12 protein-coding genes and 1 tRNA gene are annotated in these 20513 nt (G+C 65.4%); 9 read left to right on the top strand and 4 right to left on the bottom strand.

Annotated elements, in window-relative coordinates:
• Positions 1 to 537: 537 nt before the first annotated feature.
• Both rpoB and rpoC read left to right on the top strand, forming a co-directional pair.
• Entirely contained in the window at positions 538 to 4719 is a 4182-nt protein-coding gene (rpoB, locus tag ASE89_RS05325) for a DNA-directed RNA polymerase subunit beta (RefSeq protein ID WP_031393738.1), read from the top strand.
• Between the two features lie 199 nt (positions 4720 to 4918).
• Positions 4919 to 9205 (top strand): DNA-directed RNA polymerase subunit beta', encoded by a 4287-nt coding sequence (gene rpoC, locus ASE89_RS05320; RefSeq protein ID WP_056674688.1) that lies wholly within the window; start codon positions 4919 to 4921, stop codon positions 9203 to 9205.
• Between the two features lie 112 nt (positions 9206 to 9317).
• On the opposite strand, the gene ASE89_RS05315 is transcribed toward rpoC, so the two are convergent.
• Both ASE89_RS05315 and ASE89_RS05310 read right to left on the bottom strand, forming a co-directional pair.
• Entirely contained in the window at positions 9318 to 10082 is a 765-nt protein-coding gene (locus ASE89_RS05315) for a metallophosphoesterase family protein (RefSeq protein ID WP_056674686.1), read from the bottom strand.
• Between the two features lies 1 nt (position 10083).
• Positions 10084 to 11175 (bottom strand): catalase family protein, encoded by a 1092-nt coding sequence (locus ASE89_RS05310; RefSeq protein ID WP_056674684.1) that lies wholly within the window; start codon positions 11173 to 11175, stop codon positions 10084 to 10086.
• 141 nt (positions 11176 to 11316) lie between these two features.
• On the opposite strand from ASE89_RS05310, the gene ASE89_RS05305 reads away from it, so the two are divergent.
• A complete protein-coding gene (locus tag ASE89_RS05305) occupies positions 11317 to 11991 on the top strand; it encodes a fumarylacetoacetate hydrolase family protein (protein ID WP_056674676.1) in 675 nt (224 codons plus the stop codon).
• A 111-nt stretch (positions 11992 to 12102) separates the two neighbouring features.
• Complete coding sequence (locus ASE89_RS05300) at positions 12103 to 13725, top strand: OFA family MFS transporter (RefSeq protein WP_197979327.1); 1623 nt, start codon at positions 12103 to 12105, stop codon at positions 13723 to 13725.
• A 95-nt stretch (positions 13726 to 13820) separates the two neighbouring features.
• On the opposite strand, the gene ASE89_RS05295 is transcribed toward ASE89_RS05300, so the two are convergent.
• Positions 13821 to 13894: transfer RNA gene (locus ASE89_RS05295), tRNA-Gly, on the bottom strand.
• Positions 13895 to 14172: 278 nt separating this feature from the next.
• On the opposite strand from ASE89_RS05295, the gene ASE89_RS05290 reads away from it, so the two are divergent.
• The 5 genes from ASE89_RS05290 to ASE89_RS05270 all read left to right on the top strand — a co-directional run bounded on the left by ASE89_RS05290 (position 14173) and on the right by ASE89_RS05270 (position 19502).
• Positions 14173 to 17193 carry a TonB-dependent receptor gene (locus ASE89_RS05290; protein WP_168427565.1) on the top strand — a complete coding sequence of 1007 codons (3021 nt, stop codon included), beginning with the start codon at positions 14173 to 14175 and terminating at the stop codon, positions 17191 to 17193.
• Positions 17193 to 18212, top strand: coding sequence for a phytase (locus ASE89_RS05285; RefSeq protein WP_056674672.1), 1020 nt, complete (start codon positions 17193 to 17195; stop codon positions 18210 to 18212). Before ASE89_RS05290 ends, ASE89_RS05285 begins: the two co-directional genes overlap by 1 nt.
• Positions 18213 to 18306: 94 nt before the next feature.
• The gene (locus tag ASE89_RS05280; RefSeq protein WP_056675393.1) at positions 18307 to 18555 is read left to right on the top strand and encodes a glutaredoxin domain-containing protein; all 249 of its coding nucleotides are present in this window, start codon (positions 18307 to 18309) and stop codon (positions 18553 to 18555) included.
• 3 nt (positions 18556 to 18558) lie between these two features.
• Positions 18559 to 19134, top strand: a complete 576-nt coding sequence (locus tag ASE89_RS05275; RefSeq protein ID WP_082451237.1) for a TspO/MBR family protein — start codon at positions 18559 to 18561, stop codon at positions 19132 to 19134.
• On the top strand, positions 19131 to 19502 hold the full coding sequence (locus ASE89_RS05270) for a thiol-disulfide oxidoreductase DCC family protein (protein WP_056674670.1): 372 nt from the start codon (positions 19131 to 19133) through the stop codon (positions 19500 to 19502). Before ASE89_RS05275 ends, ASE89_RS05270 begins: the two co-directional genes overlap by 4 nt.
• Here the strand turns inward: ASE89_RS05270 and ASE89_RS05265 are convergent.
• The gene (locus ASE89_RS05265; protein WP_330219043.1) at positions 19499 to 20500 is read right to left on the bottom strand and encodes an NAD(P)-dependent oxidoreductase; all 1002 of its coding nucleotides are present in this window, start codon (positions 20498 to 20500) and stop codon (positions 19499 to 19501) included. The two genes, ASE89_RS05270 and ASE89_RS05265, sit on opposite strands and share 4 nt — an antisense overlap.
• Positions 20501 to 20513: the final 13 nt, after the last annotated feature.

Below are 20513 nucleotides of genomic sequence, written 5' to 3'. Positions count from 1 at the left end.
CCGGGCGGCTATCGACATGGGCGTGAACTCGGCAATAGGGTGGACGCTGACGAATGACGGCTGAACGACACCGGCAAGGCCCCGCCGTGCGGCGGATTCAATTCCGGTAGCCAATTGGTATCTACTAATCCTGATCAGGACTGTCATCCCCGCGAACAGCGCCGCATCCGCACCAGGCCGCTCGTCGCCCAATAAGCCGTTGCGTGGCATTGTGATTTTATTACAAATATTTTTCCACGGGCCGCTGCGCCGCGCTCGCCTGGCCGCGATAGCATCCCGTCTTCGACATTTTCCGCGCGAGACCGGACCGCTTTGACAAGCGCCGGCCACCGTCCTATATGAGCCACTCACCACAGCATCCGGGAAATGACAGGCCGTCGCGCAGCATGTCGATCGTATTGGATGCCGGGGTTTCATTCGCCGAAAGCCGCCGCATGTGATTGCGCGCGGCCTTTTTGCGTTACTGCACGCCCCGTCCGGGGGTTCCCGGGCACGAAATTACGGCTGACCCGTCAGTTTATTGAGGGCAAATAACCTATGGCTTCCAAGGCGATCAACGAGGGCGCTGCCAAGCAGCGTCGCGACGGCGGCACCGCAAAGCGCCGCATCCGCAAGGTCTTCGGCAACATCCACGAAGTCGTGCAGATGCCGAACCTGATCGAGGTTCAGCGCGAGAGCTACGAGCAGTTCCTGCGCTCCGACAAGTCGATCGGCCATGTCTCGGGTCTCGAGAAGACGCTGCGCAGCGTATTCCCGATCCAGGATTTCGCGGGCACCGCGTATCTCGATTTCGACGATTACGTTCTTGAGCCGCCGAAGTTCGACGTCGAGGAATGCCGCCAGCGCGGGATCACCTATGCCGCGCCGATGCGCGTCACGCTGCGCCTGACCGCGTTCGAGGTCGATCCCGATACCGAGGCCAAGTCGGTCATCGATATCAAGGAGCAGGACGTGTACATGGGCGACATGCCGCTCATGACCGAGAACGGCACGTTCTTCATCAACGGCACCGAGCGCGTCATCGTTTCGCAGATGCACCGTTCGCCGGGCGTCCTGTTCGATCACGATCGCGGCAAGACGCACGCATCGGGCAAGTATCTGTTCGCTGCCCGCGTGATCCCGTATCGCGGCTCGTGGCTCGATTTTGAGTTCGACGCCAAGGACATCGTCAACGTCCGCATCGATCGCAAGCGCAAGCTGCCCGTCACGGCGCTGCTCTACGCGCTCGGCATGACGTCGGAAGAGATCCTCAACTATTTCTACAACCGCGTGACGTTCGTCCGCGGCCAGGGTGGCTGGATCGTTCCGTTCCAGGTCGAGAACTGGCGTGGCCAGAAGCCGATGTTCGACATCGTCGATGCGAAGACCGGCGAAGTCGTGTTCCCGAACGGCCAGAAGATCTCCCCGCGCGCCGCGAACAAGGCGTTCAAGGACGGTCTCACCGACCTGCTGATCCCGACCGAGGAAATTTTCGGCCGCTATTCGGCGTACGACCTGATCGACGAGTCGACCGGCCGCATCTACATCGAAGCCGGTGACGAAGTGACCGCCGAGAACCTCGAACTGCTCGACCAGGCAGGCATCGAGCGTCTCGACCTGCTCGACATCGATCACGTCGCGACCGGCCCGTGGATCCGCAACACGCTCAAGGTCGACAAGGCCGAAGAGCGCGAGCAGGCGCTGTCCGACATCTACCGCGTGATGCGCCCCGGCGAGCCGCCGACGCTGGAGACCGCCGAGGCCCTGTTCTCGGGTCTGTTCTTCGATCCGGATCGCTACGACCTGTCGGCCGTCGGCCGCGTGAAGCTCAATATGCGTCTCGACCTCGACGTCGAGGACACCGTGACGACGCTGCGCACCGAGGACATTCTTGAGGTCATCAAGACGCTCGTGAACCTCAAGGACGGCAAGGGCGAGATCGACGATATCGACAACCTCGGTAACCGTCGTGTCCGTTCGGTCGGCGAGCTGCTCGAGAACCAGTATCGCGTCGGCCTGCTCCGCATGGAGCGCGCCGTGAAGGAGCGCATGTCGTCGGTCGACGTCTCGACCGTCATGCCGAACGACCTGATCAACGCGAAGCCGGCGGTGGCCGCGGTCCGCGAATTCTTCGGCTCGTCGCAGCTGTCGCAGTTCATGGATCAGACCAACCCGCTGTCGGAAGTTACTCACAAGCGTCGCGTGTCGGCACTTGGACCAGGTGGTCTGACGCGTGAGCGCGCCGGCTTTGAAGTCCGCGACGTTCACCCGACGCATTACGGCCGCATCTGCCCGATCGAGACGCCGGAAGGCCCGAACATCGGTCTGATCAACAGCCTCGCGTCGTTCAGCCGCGTCAACAAGTACGGCTTCATCGAGACGCCGTACCGCAAGGTCGTCGACCACAAGGTGACCGACGACGTCGTGTACCTGTCGGCGATGGAAGAGGCCAAGCACACGATCGCGCAGGCCAACGCCGATCTGACCGGTGACGGCGGCTTCACCGAGGAACTCGTCTCGTCGCGTCAGGCGGGCGAATTCCTGATGGCGCTGCCCGACAACATCACGCTGATGGACGTCAGCCCCAAGCAGCTCGTCTCGGTCGCCGCATCGCTCATTCCGTTCCTGGAAAACGATGACGCCAACCGCGCGCTGATGGGCTCGAACATGCAGCGTCAGGCCGTGCCGCTCGTCCAGGCCGAGGCGCCGTTCGTCGGCACCGGCATGGAAGAGACGGTCGCGCGTGACTCTGGCGCCGCCATCTCGGCCAAGCGTGCGGGCATCGTCGACCAGGTCGACGCGGCACGTATCGTGATCCGTGCAACCGGCGAGATCGATGCCGGCAAGTCGGGCGTCGACATCTACACGCTGATGAAGTTCCAGCGTTCGAACCAGTCGACCTGCATCAACCAGCGCCCGCTGGTGAAGGTGGGCGACGTGGTCCGTGCCGGCGACGTGCTCGCCGACGGTCCGTCGACCGAGTTCGGCGAGCTGGCGCTGGGTCGCAACAGCCTCGTCGCGTTCATGCCGTGGAACGGCTACAACTACGAGGATTCGATCCTGATCTCCGAGCGGATCGTGAAGGACGACGTGTTCACGTCGATCCATATCGACGAGTTCGAGGTGATGGCCCGCGACACGAAGCTCGGGCCCGAGGACATCACGCGCGACATCCCGAACGTCGGCGAGGAAGCGCTGCGCAACCTTGACGAGGCGGGCATCGTCTACATCGGTGCAGAGGTCGAGCCGGGCGATATCCTCGCGGGCAAGATCACGCCGAAGGGTGAATCGCCGATGACGCCGGAGGAGAAGCTTCTCCGCGCGATCTTCGGTGAGAAGGCCAGCGACGTGCGCGACACGTCGCTTCGCCTGCCGCCGGGCGTGTCGGGTACGGTCGTCGACGTTCGCGTCTTCAACCGTCACGGCATCGATAAGGACGAGCGCGCGATGGCGATCGAGCGCGAGGAGATCGAGCGTCTGAAGAAGGATTCGGACGACGAGCGTTCGATCCTGAACCGTGCGACCTGGTCGCGTCTCCGCGAGATGCTGCTCGACCAGACGGCCACCTCGGCGCCCAAGGGCGTCAAGAAGGGCGTCGTGATCGACATGGATCTGCTCGACAGCGTCGACCGCCACGAGTGGTGGAAGTTCGCGGTCGCCGACGACAAGATCCAGAGCGATCTTGAAGCGGTCAAGATCCAGTATGACGATGCCGCCAAGCTGATCACGGACAAGTTCCACGATCGTCGCGAGAAGCTGGAGCGTGGTGACGAGCTGTCACCGGGCGTGCTGAAGATGGTCAAGGTGTTCGTCGCGGTGAAGCGCAAGCTGCAGCCGGGCGACAAGATGGCCGGCCGTCACGGGAACAAGGGCGTCATCAGCCGCATCCTGCCGGCGGAGGACATGCCGTTCCTCGCCGACGGGACGCCGGTCGATATCGTGCTCAACCCGCTGGGCGTGCCGTCGCGCATGAACGTCGGGCAGATCTTCGAGACGCATCTGGGCTGGGCCGCACGCGGTCTGGGTCAGCAGATCACTCACGCGCTCGAAACCTGGCGCGAGGAGAATCCGGAGGCCAAGGCCGGTGCGATGCCGGAGGCGGTCCGCGATCGTCTCAAGACGGTCTATGGCGAGCAGTATCACGAAGAGATCGACGCCCGTTCGGGTGACGAGATCATCGAGCTGGCCAAGAACCTGAAGGGCGGCGTGCCGATGGCTACGCCGGTGTTCGATGGCGCGCGCGAGGCGGACGTGTCGGCGATGCTGGAACTGGCGGGTCTCGACCCGTCGGGCCAGTCGGACCTGTTCGACGGACGTACCGGCGACAAGTTCGATCGCAAGGTGACGGTTGGGTACATCTACATGCTCAAGCTCCACCATCTGGTCGACGACAAGATCCACGCACGGTCGATCGGGCCATACTCGCTTGTCACGCAGCAGCCGCTGGGTGGTAAGGCGCAGTTCGGTGGTCAGCGCTTCGGCGAGATGGAGGTCTGGGCACTCCAGGCCTACGGCGCGGCGTACACCTTGCAGGAAATGCTCACGGTGAAGTCGGACGACGTGGTCGGCCGCACCAAGGTCTACGAGGCGATCGTCAAGGGTGACGACACGTTCGAGGCGGGCATTCCGGAGAGCTTCAACGTGCTCGTCAAGGAAATGCGCTCGCTGGGCCTGAATGTGGACCTGAAGCAGTCGGAGCCCGGCTTCGACAGCGACGGCATCCAGATCGCGGCGGAGTAACGCGGTTGAACTAGCTCCCCTCCCGCGACGGGTTCCCATCAAAGTAATACTTTGATGGGGCCCTTCCGGGAGGGGCCGGGGGTGGGCTCCCGGCCGGTGATGGAGCGCCAAGATCGAACCGGGTGCCCACCCCTTCCCAAGCAAGAGCTTGGGCCCCTTCCCCTCCCGCTCGCGGGAGGGGAGTTGGAAGGATCAATATATGAACGAAATGACCCCCTTCGCCAATCCGGTCGCCAAGGCCGAGACGTTCGACCAGATCCAGATCGGCATCGCATCGCCGGACAAGATCCGCAGCTGGTCGTTCGGCGAGATCAAGAAGCCCGAGACCATCAACTATCGCACGTTCAAGCCCGAGCGTGACGGCCTGTTCTGCGCGCGCATCTTCGGTCCGATCAAGGATTACGAGTGCTTGTGCGGCAAGTACAAGCGCATGAAGTACAAGGGCATCGTCTGCGAGAAGTGCGGCGTCGAGGTTACCGTCTCGAAGGTCCGCCGCGAGCGCATGGGCCATATCGAGCTCGCCGCCCCGGTCGCGCACATCTGGTTCCTGAAGTCGCTGCCGTCGCGCATCGGCCTGCTGCTCGACATGCAGCTGAAGCAGCTCGAGCGCGTGCTGTACTTCGAGGCGTACATCGTCATCGAGCCGGGCCTGACCCCGCTCGAGAAGTACCAGCTGATGACCGAGGACGAGCTCCTCGACGCGCAGGACCAGTATGGCGAGGACGCGTTCTCGGCCGGTATCGGTGCCGAGGCGGTCCGCATCATGCTGGAGTCGCTCGATCTCGAGGGTGAGCGTACCACGCTGCTCGAAGAGCTCGCGGTCACCAAGTCCGAGCTCAAGCCCAAGAAGATCATCAAGCGGCTGAAGGTCGTCGAGAGCTTCATCGATTCGGGCAACCGCCCCGAATGGATGATCCTCGAGGTCGTGCCGGTCATCCCGCCCGAACTGCGCCCGCTGGTGCCTCTGGACGGTGGTCGTTTCGCGACGTCGGATCTGAACGATCTGTATCGCCGCGTGATCAACCGCAACAACCGCCTGAAGCGCCTGATGGAGCTCCGCGCGCCGGACATCATCGTCCGCAACGAGAAGCGCATGCTGCAGGAGGCCGTCGACGCATTGTTCGACAATGGTCGCCGCGGTCGCACGATCACGGGCGCCAACAAGCGTCCGCTCAAGTCGCTGTCCGACATGCTCAAGGGCAAGCAGGGCCGCTTCCGCCAGAATCTTCTGGGCAAGCGCGTCGACTATTCGGGTCGTTCGGTCATCGTGACCGGGCCTGAGCTCAAGCTGCACCAGTGCGGCCTGCCGAAGAAGATGGCGCTCGAGCTGTTCAAGCCGTTCATCTACGCACGCCTCGACGCCAAGGGCCTCAGCATGACGCTGAAGCAGGCGAAGAAGTGGGTCGAGAAGGAGCGCAAGGAAGTCTGGGACATCCTGGACGAGGTGATCCGCGAGCATCCGGTCATGCTGAACCGTGCGCCGACGCTTCACCGTCTTGGCATCCAGGCGTTCGAGCCAGTGCTGATCGAGGGCAAGGCGATCCAGCTTCACCCGCTGGTCTGCTCCGCGTTCAACGCCGATTTCGATGGCGATCAGATGGCCGTCCACGTCCCGCTGTCGCTCGAAGCGCAGCTGGAAGCGCGCGTCCTGATGATGTCGACGAACAACATCCTGTCGCCCGCCAACGGCAAGCCGATCATCGTGCCGTCGCAGGACATGGTGCTGGGTCTCTATTATCTGTCGATGATGAAGGAGAACGAGCCAGGCCAGGGCATGCTGCTCGGCGACATGGCCGAAGTGCATCAGGCACTGAACGCCCAGGCCGTGACGCTGCACAGCAAGATCATCAGCCGCGTTCCGCAGACCGATGAGAACGGCAAGCAGTATCTCAAGCGTTACGAGACGACGCCGGGCCGCATGTTGCTCGGCGAGTGCCTGCCGCACAGCCACAAGGTGCCGTTCGACACCGTCAACCGCCTGCTCACCAAGAAGGACGTGGGCGACGTGATCGACGAGGTCTATCGTCACACCGGCCAGAAGGAGACCGTACTGTTCGCCGATGCGATCATGACTCTCGGCTTCCGTCACGCCTTCCGCGCCGGCATCTCGTTCGGCAAGGACGACATGATCATTCCGGACGCCAAGGTCGGTCTGGTCGACGACACCAAGGCGCTCGTGAAGGACTTCGAGCAGCAGTATCAGGACGGTCTGATCACGCAGCAGGAGAAGTACAACAAGGTGATCGACGCCTGGAGCCGTTGCGGCGACCAGGTCGCGAACGCCATGATGGACGAGATCCGTGCGGTGAAGGTCGATACGGAGACCGGCCGTGAAAAGCCGATCAACTCGATCTACATGATGGCCCATTCGGGTGCTCGTGGTTCGCAGGCGCAGATCAAGCAGCTTGCCGGTATGCGTGGCCTGATGGCCAAGCCGTCGGGCGAGATCATCGAGACGCCGATCATCTCGAACTTCAAGGAAGGTCTGACCGTCCTTGAATACTTCAACTCGACCCACGGCGCTCGTAAGGGCCTCGCGGATACGGCGTTGAAGACGGCGAACTCGGGGTACCTCACGCGTCGTCTGGTCGACGTGTCACAGGATTGCGTCATCATCGAACCCGATTGCGGCACGACGCGCGCACTCGAGATGAAGGCGATCCTTCAGGGTGGTTCGACGATCGCAAGCCTCGGCGAGCGCATCCTCGGTCGTACGACCGCGGAGGACATCACCGATCCGAAGACCGGCAAGGTCATCATCCCGTCGGGCACGCTGCTCGACGAGCCGATGATCACGACGATCGAAGGCCTCGGCACGCAGTCGTGCAAGATCCGCAGCCCGCTAGTCTGCGAGTCGAAGATCGGCGTCTGCGGCAAGTGCTACGGGCGCGATCTCGCCCGCGGTACGCCGGTGAACATCGGTGAAGCTGTCGGCGTCATCGCCGCGCAGTCGATCGGTGAGCCGGGCACGCAGCTGACCATGCGTACGTTCCACATCGGTGGTGCCGCGCAGCTCAACGAAACGTCGAACCTCGAGGCGCATGCCGACGGTACGGTGCAGTTCCGCGATCTGCGTATCATCGTCGACCAGCGTGGCCGTCGTGTGGTGCTCAGCCGCTCGGGTGAAATCGCGATCGTTGACATGGACGGCCGCGAGCTCTCGGTCGATCGTATCCCCTACGGTGCGTATGTGCTGTTCGACGATGGCCACGTCGTGTCGCGCGGCGACCGGATGGCCGAGTGGGATCCGTTCACCATGCCGGTGATCACGGAGAACCCGGGCACGATCAAGTATGTCGACCTGATCGAGGGCAAGACGCTCACCGAGCAGACCGACGAAGCCACGGGCATCGCCCAGCGCGTCGTGATCGAATATCGTGCGGCGACCAAGTCGAAGGAGGATCTGCGTCCGCGCATGACCCTGCTCGACGAGACGTCGGGCGAGACCGGCCGCTACATGCTGGCGATCGGTGCGACCTTGTCGGTCGAGGATGGCGCACAGGTGTTCGGCGGCGACGTCGTGGCCCGCGTCAGCCGCGAGAGCGCCAAGACGCGCGACATCACCGGTGGTCTGCCGCGCGTTGCCGAGCTGTTCGAGGCGCGAATCCCCAAGGACTCGGCGATCATCGCCAAGATCTCGGGCCGTGTCGTGTTCGGCAAGGATTACAAGGCGAAGCGCAAGATCGGCATCCAGCCCGAGGATGGCGGCGACGTCGTCGAGTATCTGGTGCCGAAGTCGAAGGTCATCGACGTGCAGGAAGGCGATTACGTCAAGCGCGGCGACAACCTGATCGGCGGCTCGCCGGATCCGCATGACATCCTCGAGACGATGGGTATCGAGCCCCTCGCCGAGTATCTCGTGTCGGAAATCCAGGAGGTCTATCGTCTCCAGGGCGTGAAGATCAACGACAAGCACATCGAGACGATCGTTCGTCAGATGCTGCAGAAGGTCGAGATCACCGATGGCGGCGACACCACGCTGCTGAAGGGCGAGCAGGTCGATCGCGAGGAAATGGACGCGACCAACGAGAAGCTCGACAAGAAGCAGACCCGTGCACAGGGCAAGCCCATCCTGCTCGGTATCACCAAGGCGTCGCTGCAGACCCGCAGCTTCATCTCGGCGGCATCGTTCCAGGAGACCACCCGCGTCCTCACCGAGGCCGCGGTCCAGGGTAAGCAGGACATGCTGATGGGTCTGAAGGAGAACGTGATCGTCGGCCGGCTCATCCCGGCAGGCACCGGCGCAGGCCTCAACCGCCTGCGGGTCGTGGCGAACAGCCGCGACGCCTCGATGCGCGTCGCCCAGCGCAAGATGGCCGAAGCCTCGATCATCGCGCCGAAGTCGGCGAAGGAAGAGCATGACGCCGAACTCGCCCGCTCGCCGCGCGATTCCGGCGGCACGGGGGACGACGCGCTTGGCGAAGTCGTGACCTCGGGCACCGGCACCGATGCGGATGCCGGCGACTATCTGAACAAGCCCGAGTAATCGGGCGCATCAGACGCCAGTGAAAAGGCCGCCGTCCGGATATCCGGGCGGCGGCCTTTGTCGTTTCAGGCGACTGGCGGGGCGGACTGGTCGAACCGCGCGCCCTGGCGGGTCAGCCGGTGCCTTCGCCCATGGTTCGCGGGATCGTCCGGAGCTGCTGGCCCGTGACCCGCAGCTCGTTGAATGCGGGCGGACTGCCGCGCGTCCGCTTGGACAGGGTGCCGGCACCGATCATGCGGATCTCCCGGCCGCTGCGTTCGACGGGAATGTCGAAGGGGTCGTGGACATGACCTGACAGCACGGCATGCGCCCCCGCATCGGCGAGTGCGGTCAATGCGCTGTCGCCATGGCGGGTCTTTGCTGTTCCGGTCGTGCCGCCTTCGATCAGCGGATGATGCGCCGCGACGAAGACCAGGTGATCCTTCGGGACATCCTCGATCATCGCCAGCGCGCGCGACAGCGACCCCGGGCTGACACGCCCCTTTGACCAGTTCCAGCGCCACTGCGCGCGGGCAGTCGTCTTGAGCGGGACGATCGTGATCCCGGGCAGTTCCAAGGGCTTCTCGATCATCGACTCGACCGCGGCATAACGCTGATAGGGCGAGAAGAACCGGCGGAACGGGTCCCAGTAATAGGGGATGTCGTGATTGCCGACCTCGAGCGTGACGGGCACGCCGAGGCCGCGCAACCAGTCGCCGCCACGCTGGAACTCCTCCTTCGTGGCGCGCATCGTCAGATCGCCGGTCATGATCACCGCGTCGGGCCGCTCCGCCTCGACACAGGCGGAGAACCAGGCGAGCGCTGCCGGATCCTCTGCCCCGAAATGAACGTCGCTGACGTGAAACAGCGTGTGCGAGCGTCCTGAAACATCTGCCATGTCAGGCAAGTTCGGCCAGCGTCTTGGGCTGGTGCATCGGACACCCGTTGAACGTCCCGCGGAATCCCGCCGAGAGCTCATAGGTCTCCTTGCGGACGCGATTGACGCCGCCCAGCGGCTGATGCTCAACCACCCCGTGCCACACGCTGTACGCCAGCGCATCGTCGGTATGATCGGTCACGCCGTGTTCCCAAGAGATTTGCGGCGCCACCTCGAGCGTGGCGACCGTGACGAACGGGCTGGCCTGCTGATCCCATTCCACCGTCGCGTCTTCGATCGGCATCGCGTCGAGATCGGTGTTCAACTGGACGCGCAGCTCCCAGACGCCGCCATGCTCGATCAGCTCCTCGCGCACGACCTCGCGCAGCGCATCGGGGCGTGCGGTGATGTCTACCGTGTCGCCGGTCAGGCGCGTCAGCGCGGGTGATACCGGGAACAGCGCGACCTTGGCGATATAATCCCCGTAGCGCAGCGGCGTCTGCGAGAAATAGGTCTCGCCGAGCGGGTGGACGGGTTTTGCGCCGCCGAGCGTCTTGAGCGTCGCGGACTCCGCCCCGACCGCCTCCAGCGCGGATTCGACGACGCGGAAGGTCGCCGACATCGCCTTCTTCACACCGTCGAACCGGTCGGTCGTCTTGGCGAGCAGCTTGAGGTTCTTCGAAAAGGCCTTGGGATCGGGTGCCGCAAAGACCGGCGCGTTGACCATGATGAAGTCCTGAGTCGTCTCGCCTTCCGAGCCCGGCAGGCGATCGCCCTGGACGTCGAGGATCTTCAGCGCGACGCCCCGCGGCAGGCTGACGCTGTCATCGAGAATGTCGCCCGCGTTCGTCGATATGCGCAGCACTGCCTCATGACGTCCCGGCTGCGCGAAAATGCCCTGCGCGAGCGTTTCGGGCAGGCCGTCAGCGATCGTCAGTGTGCCGCGCGCGATGCCATGCGCCTTGGCATGAACCGCGCGCACGGCATGCGCATAATCCTGCGACGTGGTCTCGAGGATCTCGCGAAAGCTGTCCTTGAGCGACGCCAGCGTCTCGGCCTCGTCGTCGGCGATGGTTTCGACCGAGGGGGCGAATCGTACGGGCTGGGTGGACATGCGGATCTCCTGTCGTTTCCGATCCAAACCCGCCGAACTCCGCGACGTTCCCGCTGCACGGGCGATCGGTACGATCCCGCACGCTGTTGCAAAGCGCCGCGCCCCGGTCCACGCGGTCGGCGCCCATCGAAGGAGAAACCGATGCAGATTCCCGTCGTCACCGCCCCCACGATCGCGATCGTCGGATCCGCGGCGCGGTTTCCGGTCCGCAGGATCTTCTGCGTCGGGCAGAATTACGCCGACCACGCGCGCGAAATGGGGTCGGATCCGGATCGGCAGCAGCCCTTCTTCTTCACCAAGCCCGCCGATGCCGTCGTGCCCGCTGGCGGCACCCTGCCCTATCCGAGCATGACGCAGGATCTGCATCACGAGGTAGAACTGGTCGTCGCGCTGGGCGAAGGCGGACGGGACATCGATGCGACGGAGGCGACGGCGAAGATCTTCGGTCATGCGGTCGGTATCGACCTGACGCGGCGCGACCTGCAGGCGGCGGCCAAGGCGGCCGGGCGGCCATGGGACATGGCCAAGGGGTTCGACCGGTCCGCCCCGATCGGCGCGCTCACCCCGGGCGCGCCGCCTGCAACAGGTGCGATCGGGCTGACGATCGACGGCGAACCGCGCCAGTCGGGCGACCTGTCGATGATGATCTGGTCGGTCGCCGAAGTCATCGCCGCGCTGTCACGCCAAGTCGAACTCGCCCCCGGCGATCTGATCTTCACCGGCACCCCCGCGGGCGTCGGGCCGATCCTGCCCGCGGCACAGGTCCGCGCGACGATCACCGATCTCGAGCCGCTCGAGATCCTGTTCGACGCCTGATCGGCATGGCGGGACGAGGTTTTTGTATAAATATGGTCGTCCCCGACCTTAGTCGGCTTTCCTTTGTCACCGGCCGCCCGCATGCATCCCCTTCATAAAAAGGGGATGATGATGGCGGATGGATCAACCGGCGGGCTGCTCGACCGGGCCCGGACGGTAGCAGGGCCGGGCTTTGATCGCTGGCTGGTGCCGCCCTGCGCGCTCGCCATCCATCTGTGCATCGGCATGGCCTATGGCTTCAGCGTGTTCTGGTTGCCGCTGTCGCGCGCGATCGGAATCACCGATCCGGTGGTCTGCGAAAGCATGACGCTGGCCCAGGCGCTGACAACCACGACCTGCGACTGGCGGGTCAGCGACCTCGTCTGGACCTACACCCTCTTCTTCGTCGTGCTCGGCGCCGCCGCGGCGATCTGGGGCGGCTGGCTCGAACGCGCCGGCCCGCGCAAAGCCGGCGTCGTCGCCGCCTTCTGCTGGTGCGGCGGGATGGGGATCGGCGCGATCGGCGTGTCGATGCACCAGTTGTGGCTCATCTGGCTCGGTTCGGGCGTGATCGGCGGCATCGGTCTGGGTCTCGGCTATATCTCGCCCGTCTCGACGCTCATCAAATGGTTTCCCGACCGGCGCGGCATGGCGACGGGCATGGCGATCATGGGCTTTGGCGGCGGCGCGATGATCGGCAGCCCGCTCGCCAATTCTCTGATGAAGCACTTCTCCGGCCCGACCGGCGTCGGCGTCTGGCAGACTTTCCTCGTCCTCGCGGTCATCTATTTCGTGTTCATGATGGCCGGCGCGCTCGGCTACCGCGTGCCTGCCGAGGGCTGGAAGCCCGCCGGCTGGACCCCGCCGACCGATGCCAAGGCAACGATCAGCCGGTTCAACGTCGATCTGAAGGATGCGCACAAGACGCCGCAATTCTGGCTCATCTGGATCGTCCTGCTGCTCAACGTGTCCGCGTCGATCGGCATCATCGGTGTCGCCTCGCCGATGCTCCAGGAGATCTTCGGCGGTCGCCTGATCGACGCGCCGGGCGTGCTCTTCACCGCATTCAGCGACAGCCAGAAGGTCGCCGCGGCCGCGGTCGGCGCCGGGTTCGTCGGCGCGATCAGCCTGTTCAACATCGGTGGCCGCTTCTTCTGGGCGTGGTTCTCCGACCGGCTGGGGCGCAAGCCGCTCTACGCGGTGATCCTGGCGATCAGCGCAGTGCTCTATGGTATCGCCGCCCCCGCGCTTGCCGGCAGCAGCCTTGGTCTCTTCATCCTCGTCTTCTGCATCCTCGCCTCCACCTATGGCGGCGGCTTCGCGACCGTGCCCGCCTATCTGGCGGACATATTCGGGACAAAGTTCGTCGGCGCGATCCACGGCCGGCTGCTGACCGCCTGGTCGACCGCGGGCGTTGTCGGGCCGCTGCTCGTCGCCAACATGCGCGACGGGCGGATCGCCGCGGGGATCCCGCGCGACCAGGTCTATCAGCCGATCTTCCTGATGCTTGCAGCGATGCTCGTGGTCGGCTTCGTCGCCAACCTGTTCGTCAAGCCAGTGGCAAGCCGCTTCCACATGCCGGTTACCGAGGGCGTAGCCTCGACGACTGCCGTCGACGCCACGACGGCCACCACCACCGCACAGCATGGCGGTGGATCGCGGTCGACCGTCATCCTCGCCTGGCTGGCGGTGGGTGTGCCGATCCTCTGGGGGATCTACATGACGCTGTCGAAGGCGGTCATTCTGATCAAGTGACCAAACGCGACACCGCGGTCGCATCGCCGGACAGGCGATCGCGACCCGGTGGTCGGCGTGGAAAAGGATTTGCGCTGGCACCGACGGTATCGGCGTGGAGCGGGTGAAGGGAATCGAACCCTCGTCACTTGCTTGGGAAGCAAAAGCTCTACCATTGAGCTACACCCGCATATCGACTGTACGTCCGTGCGGCGAATGAGCGCCGGCGGTCGCGATGCGATGGCGAGCGTCTATCGGCTCGGCGTTGGCGACGCAAGATGCTTCTCGACGCGGAATGGCGCGCTGTGTTGAGAGACGTGGGGCACGACGTAACGAAACTGTCACCCCCGTGTCACCACGCTGCCATTGGTCTGCAATAGGCACCCCGGCAAGCCAGCGCATAGCTGGACCAATCGGGGGACCATCATGATCATCGGCCTGTCACACCGCGCACGCGGCCCTGCTGTCTTGCGCGCGCTTCTCATCGGCAGTGCGATGATCCCGCTTGCGATCGGGATTGCCCGTGCCGAACCGGTCGATGGCCCCGCCGCAGCCGCAGCGCCCGCCCCGCGTGGCAATGCCAGCATCACCGGGACGATCTCGCAGGCCGGCAGTGGCGACTATCTCGACGGCGCATCGGTCTCGATCCCCGCTCTCGGCCTCGCGACCGCGGCGGATCGCGCGGGCCGGTTCACGCTGGCCGGGATCCCCGCCGGGACGCATGACGTCGTGGTCCGCTATGTCGGCTTTCCCGATGCCCGGCGCAGCGTCACGGTCACCGACGCGGCGGTCGTGCTCGATGTCGCGATGACGATCGAGACCAGTGCCGACGGCGACGAGATCGTCGTTTCGGGGTCGCGCCCGATCGCCGAGTCCGAAGCCGCCGCGCTGCAGATCCAGCGGACCAGCCCCTCGCTCGTCTCGGTGATCGCGTCGGATTCGATCGGGCGCCTGCCCGACCAGAATGTCGCGCAGGCGGTCAGCCGCCTGCCCGGCGTCGGCGTCCAGCGCGACCAGGGCCAAGCGCGCTACATCACGCTGCGCGGCAGCCCGATCAACTGGACGACGCTGTCGTTCGACGGGATCAACGTGGTCAGCCCGGAGGGTCGTGACGCACGGTTCGATTCGATCCCCTCGGCGATCGCGTCGCAGATCATCGTGCGGAAAGCGGTGACCCCCGACATGACCGGCGAGACGATCGCGGGCAATGTCGACATCATCACCCGCTCGGCGTTCGACTATCCGGGGCTGAAGGTTCAGGCCAAGGGCGGCCTCGGCCATGTCGAGCTCGGCAAGAAGACCGAATATGAGGGCTCGCTCGTCGTGTCCGACCGGTTCGACACGGGGATCGGCGAATTCGGCATCGTCTCCTCCGCCAGCCTCTATCGCCGCGGCATGGTCACCGACAATTTCGAGACCGATTTCGAAGCGGTCGACCGCGACCTGCGCCCCGGGTATGAGACGCGCAACTGGGCGCGCGAGACCGAGAACAAGCTCTACCGGCTGACGCGGAAGAACTATTCGCTGTCGAGCCGGCTCGACTGGCGCCCCGCCCCCGGCCACAAGCTGTTCGCCGAGACGATCTACTCGGCGTTCGAGGATGACGAGCAGCGCAACAATTACATCTTCGATCTGGACGACCAGCAGTCGCGCACCCCGAACGGCACCGCAGCTTGCGCGGTCAATGCGCGCCCGGCCTCGGGCACCACGGGCTATGCGGATGTCTGCACGGGCAACACCCCCCTGCTCGGCACGGTGTACGGGATCGATCTCAATTCGAACTTCACGGTGCGCAAGTACAAGCAGTCGGTGTTCACCAACACGCTGGGCGGCGATCACGAACTCGGCGACTGGAAGGTCGCGTGGCGCGGCAACTACACCCGGTCGATCGACGACCGGTCGCAGCCTGCGCAGCTCAACTATGACAGCCCCTCGTTCGGCACCAACGGTGCGAATGCCGCCAACCGCCTGACCGTCGGCTATGACCTGACCGATCCGCAGCTCGCCAAGGTGCAGCTGTACCGGACGATCCGCAACGCCGATGGCAGCTTCTCACGCGGCGACCGGGTCACGGCGATCGAGGATTTTCCGCGCACCCTGTCGCGCCTGCGCTCGCTCAAGGCGCAGGACGTGACCGAGGCCTATACCGCCAAGCTCGACATCAGCCGCGAGGCGTCGGTGTTCGGCGCCTCGACGATCCTCGCCGCCGGCGTGCGCTATGACGACCGCACCAAGACGTCGAACGAATATCTGCTCGACCTGTCGACGCCCGCGCAGTTCGCCGCGGCGGGTATCGCGACGAACTATTCGGCGATCGCCAAGCCCGGCGGGTTCCAGGGCGAGATCCCGCTCGGCTACACCTTCCAGTATTTCGACCGCGACAAGGTTCTCGGGCTGGTCGACCAAGCCAAGGCGGTCGGCAGCTATGTGCGCAGCGACGCCAATTTCTACGATGTCGGCGAGAAGGTCTATTCGGCCTATGCGATGGCAACTGCGACGACCCACTGGGGCAGCATCATCGGCGGCGCCCGCGTCGAGCATATCCGCAACGACGCGCAGGCCTTCTCCTCGGTCGGGTTGATCGACGTGAAGGCGAGCCAGACGCTGGTCTATCCTAGCCTCCACCTCAACTGGGACGTCGATGACCGGATGAAGGCACGGCTGTCGTTCAACACCGGCGCCGCGCGTCCCGATTACGATCAGCTGCGCCCCAATCTCAGCTATAACGATGCGAACGCCACCATCTCCGGCGGCAATCCCGATGCGAAGCCCGAAAAGGCGAAGGGCGTCGATCTCTATGTCGAATATTACACGATGCCGCGCGGCTTCCTGTCGATCGGTGCCTATTACAAGGACGTCACCGACGTCCTGTTCGATTCGACGCAGACGTTCGGGCGGACGACGCTGAACACCGGCGGCGTCGACCGATCGGGCTATCTCTATTCGACGATCGTCAACGGCGGCAGCGGCTATATCATGGGCATCGAGGGTGCGATCCAGCAGCAGCTCGAGCCCTTCACCGCCGATCTCGGGCTGCCCGAATGGATGGGTGGCTTCGGCGTCCAGCTCAACGCGACGATCAACAAGAGCCGCGCCGAGACGCCGGGGACCGCGGCCCTGCCGTCGCGCAAGGTGCCGCTGCCCGGTGCGTCCGACGCGATCTACAATCTGATCGCCTATTACGAGAAATACGGCTTTTCGGCGCGGGTGTCCTATCAGAACCGCTCGGCATGGCTCGATGCGATCGGCGGCACCGACACGATCGGCGGCGTCGTCCGCGGGGCCGATGGCGGCGACTTCTACTGGGCGAAGGACAATGAGCTAGACGCCAGCGTGCGGTACGCGATCAACAATAATGTCGAGATCTACGGCGATTTTGCCAATCTGCTGAACGGCCCGGGCCGCCGCTATGCCGGTTCGTCCGCCTATACGATCGAGCATGAGACGTTCGGGCGGCGCTATACCGGCGGCGTGCGGGTGACCTTCTGATGCGCGGACTGCCGCTCGTCGCGCTGATCCTCGCCGGATGCGCGACCACGAGCGTGCCCCAGACGGCCACCGCGCCGCTGGTCGCGGCGACCGCGGAAACCGATCCGGTCGATACCGCGGCGGATGCGGCGGACGATCCCGCCATCTGGCGCAACCCCGCGGACCCGGCGAAGAGCCTGGTCATCGGGACCGACAAGAAGGCGGGCATCCACGTCTACAGCCTGGCCGGCAAGCGGCTGAGCTTCACGCCCGCCGACCGGCTGAACAATGTCGACCTTCGCACGGTCGGCACGCGCGTCATCGCGGCGGCGAGCGACCGCGCCGATGTCGATACCGCGCATGTGTCACTGTTCACGCTCGACACCGCGGCGGCGAAGCTCGTGCCGCTCGGCCGCTTCCCGGTCGGCCCGGGCGAGGCTTACGGCATGTGCCTGTGGACGCGCGCGCGCGATCACGCGCTGTTCGGCTTCGTCGTACTGAAGGACGGGCGGATCGATCAGGTCGCCATCGACGTCTCGCGCACGGTCCCCAAGGTCACGACGGTCCGGTCGATGAAGCTCGCGAGCCAGGCCGAGGGCTGCGTCGTCGACGACCGGACCGGGCGGCTCTACGTCGCGGAGGAAGATGTCGGGCTCTGGCGGTTCGACGCGGATCCGGCGGCACAGGGGACCGCGACGCCGATCGCGCAGGTCGACGGCAAGACGCTCGTCGCCGATGCGGAAGGCCTCGCGCTCGCGCCCTCGGGCCGCCGCGGCGGCTATCTGGTCGTCTCGAGCCAGGGCGACAACGCCTATACGCTCTACCGCCTGCCTGGCGTCACCTATGCGGGGCGGTTCCGGATCGGCGGCGGGGCGATCGACGGGACCAGCGACACCGACGGCATCGACCTGATGCTCGGCGATTTCGGCCCGGCCTATCCGGGCGGCCTGTTCGTCGCGCAGGACGGCGACAACGCCCCCGACACGCAGAACTTCAAGTTCGTCAGCTGGACCGCCGTGCGCCGCGCCCTGCGCCGCTAGCCCGCGACGTCCGCAGGGAACGTCTGGGGCCATCCCGCGCTATAGGAGCTGGCATCGATCGGCGTATCGAGAGGCCGCAGATCCGAGGACGATGATGACCCAGACCCGTACCGCGACGCTGCACCGGATGGTGCTGCCCGATCACACCTGCCCGTTCGGCGTCCGCGCGAAGCAGCTGCTTCAGGCCGAAGGCTATGACGTCGACGACCAGATCCTCCGCGATCGGGATGCGGTCGAGGCGTTCAAGGCCGAGCACGGCATCGCGACAACCCCGCTGATCGTCATCGACGGCGAGACGATTGGTGGCTGCGACGATCTCGAACGCTATCTGGCGGAGCGTTGAGCGATGGCCCATGCTGATCACCATCCGGTCGCGTCGCCCGTTCCGACGCATGCGCCACCGCCACCGCCAGCACTGTCGCGGACCGCTGCCGCGCTGATCGTCGTGTCGGTCCTCGGCGTTAGCGCGGCGATCGGTCGCCGCAATGCGCCCGACCCCTCTCACCCACGGACCCGCCGCTGGTACAAGCGGCTCGACAAGCCGAGCTATACGCCGCCCGATGCCGTGTTCGGCGCGGTGTGGCCGGTGCTCGAGACCGGGCTCGCCGTCGGCGGATATCGTCTGCTCCGCCAGCCCTCAGGGCCACGTCGCACGAGTGCGGTCGGGTTGTGGCTGCTTAACACCGCGATGGTCGGCGGCTGGACCGAGATCTTCTTTCGCAAGCGGGCGCTGCGATCCGGCGCGGTCGTCGCAGGCACGATGGTCGCAACCGGCGGCGCGTATGTTGCGGCGGCGGCGAAGGTCGATCGTCCCGCGGCGCTGCTGGGCGTGCCGTTCGTGGGCTGGCTCGGCTTTGCGACGTTGCTCGCCACGCGCATCAGCGCACGCAATCCCGAGTCCGACGCGGCGGACGCCCGGTGACCGATCTGGTCGTCTGGCATGACGGCGACTGCCCGCTATGCCGGCGCGAGATCGCGCTCATGCGGCGGCTCGACCGGCGCGGTGCGATCACCTTCGTCGATGCCACCGATCCCGATGCGAGCTGCCCGATCGACCGCCGGGACCTGCTCGCGCGGTTTCATGCGCGTGAAGACGGGACGATGCTGTCGGGCGCGGCGGCGTTCGCTGCGATGTGGCGCGCAATCCCGGTCCTGCGGCCGCTCGGCCTGCTCGCGCGCAATGGCACGGCGCTCCGCCTGCTTGAGCGTGCCTATCTCGGCTTCCTCGTGGTCCGACCCCGCCTGCAGGCTGCACTTGGCGGCCGACAGGCGGGCGAGCGGCGGCGTTAAAGCCCGGCGTTGCGCCGGACGGCGGCGCCCACCGCCGACCAGTCGACATCCTCCCCCTCCTTCGCGATCGCGGCGCGCAGATGATCGCGCACCACGCCGAGCAGCGGCATCGGCGTGCGCAGTCGCCCCGCTACGGTGTCGACGAGGTTCATGTCCTTCAGACCCAGCGGCGCGGCAAAACCGGCGGGTGTAAACCGCTGTTCGACCAGCATCTCGCCATACGTCTTGTAGACCGGCGCATCGAACAGCGTGCCCGTCAGCACCTCGAGCAGCAGCGCCGGTTCGACCCCGCCCTTTTCAGCCAGCGTCATCGCCTCCGCCATCGCCTCGACCGCCGCCATGATCATGAAGTTGCCGCTGAGCTTCACCAGATTGGCGGCGGACGGCGTCTCGCCGACACGGAACACACGCTGGCTGATCGCGTCCAGTGCGGGCTCGCACCGGGCGATCAGATCGTCGCGTCCCGCCGCAACGACGAACAGCATCGCCGCCGCCGCCGCGGGCGGACGACCGAAGACGGGGGCCGCGACATAGCCACCGGCCCCGTCCTGATCCGCCGTCAGCCGCTCCGCCAGCGCAACGCTGATCGTGCTGTGCGATACATGGACCGCCGGCGCGCCAAGGATCCCGCCATCGCCGTAGACCACCGCCTCCAGCGCGGCATCGTCCGCCAGCATCGTCATCACCACGTCGCCCTGCGCCGCCTCGGCGGGCGTCGCGGCCCGAGTCGCGCCACGTTCGACCAGCGCATCGGCCTTGTCCGGCGAGCGGTTCCAGACCGTCACCTCATGACCCGCCTCGACCAGATTGGTAGCCATTGCATGCCCCATCTGGCCCAGACCGATAAACCCGATTCTCATGATCATAATCCCTTGTCCGACCGCAGCAGGATCACCCGCCGGTCCTGCCCCGCCCAACGCGCGGGCGGCGCGGATGTTCGACGTGCGCGATCCGGTCGCTGGATCCCGGAACGTCCGGGATACTGGACGTTTTTCCACTTGTGCCTATATA

It is taken from the genome of Sphingomonas sp. Leaf30 (genome assembly GCF_001422525.1).
GTDB classification, from domain to species: Bacteria; Pseudomonadota; Alphaproteobacteria; order Sphingomonadales; family Sphingomonadaceae; genus Sphingomonas; species Sphingomonas aerolata.
This window is presented reverse-complemented; position numbering and strand designations above follow the sequence as displayed.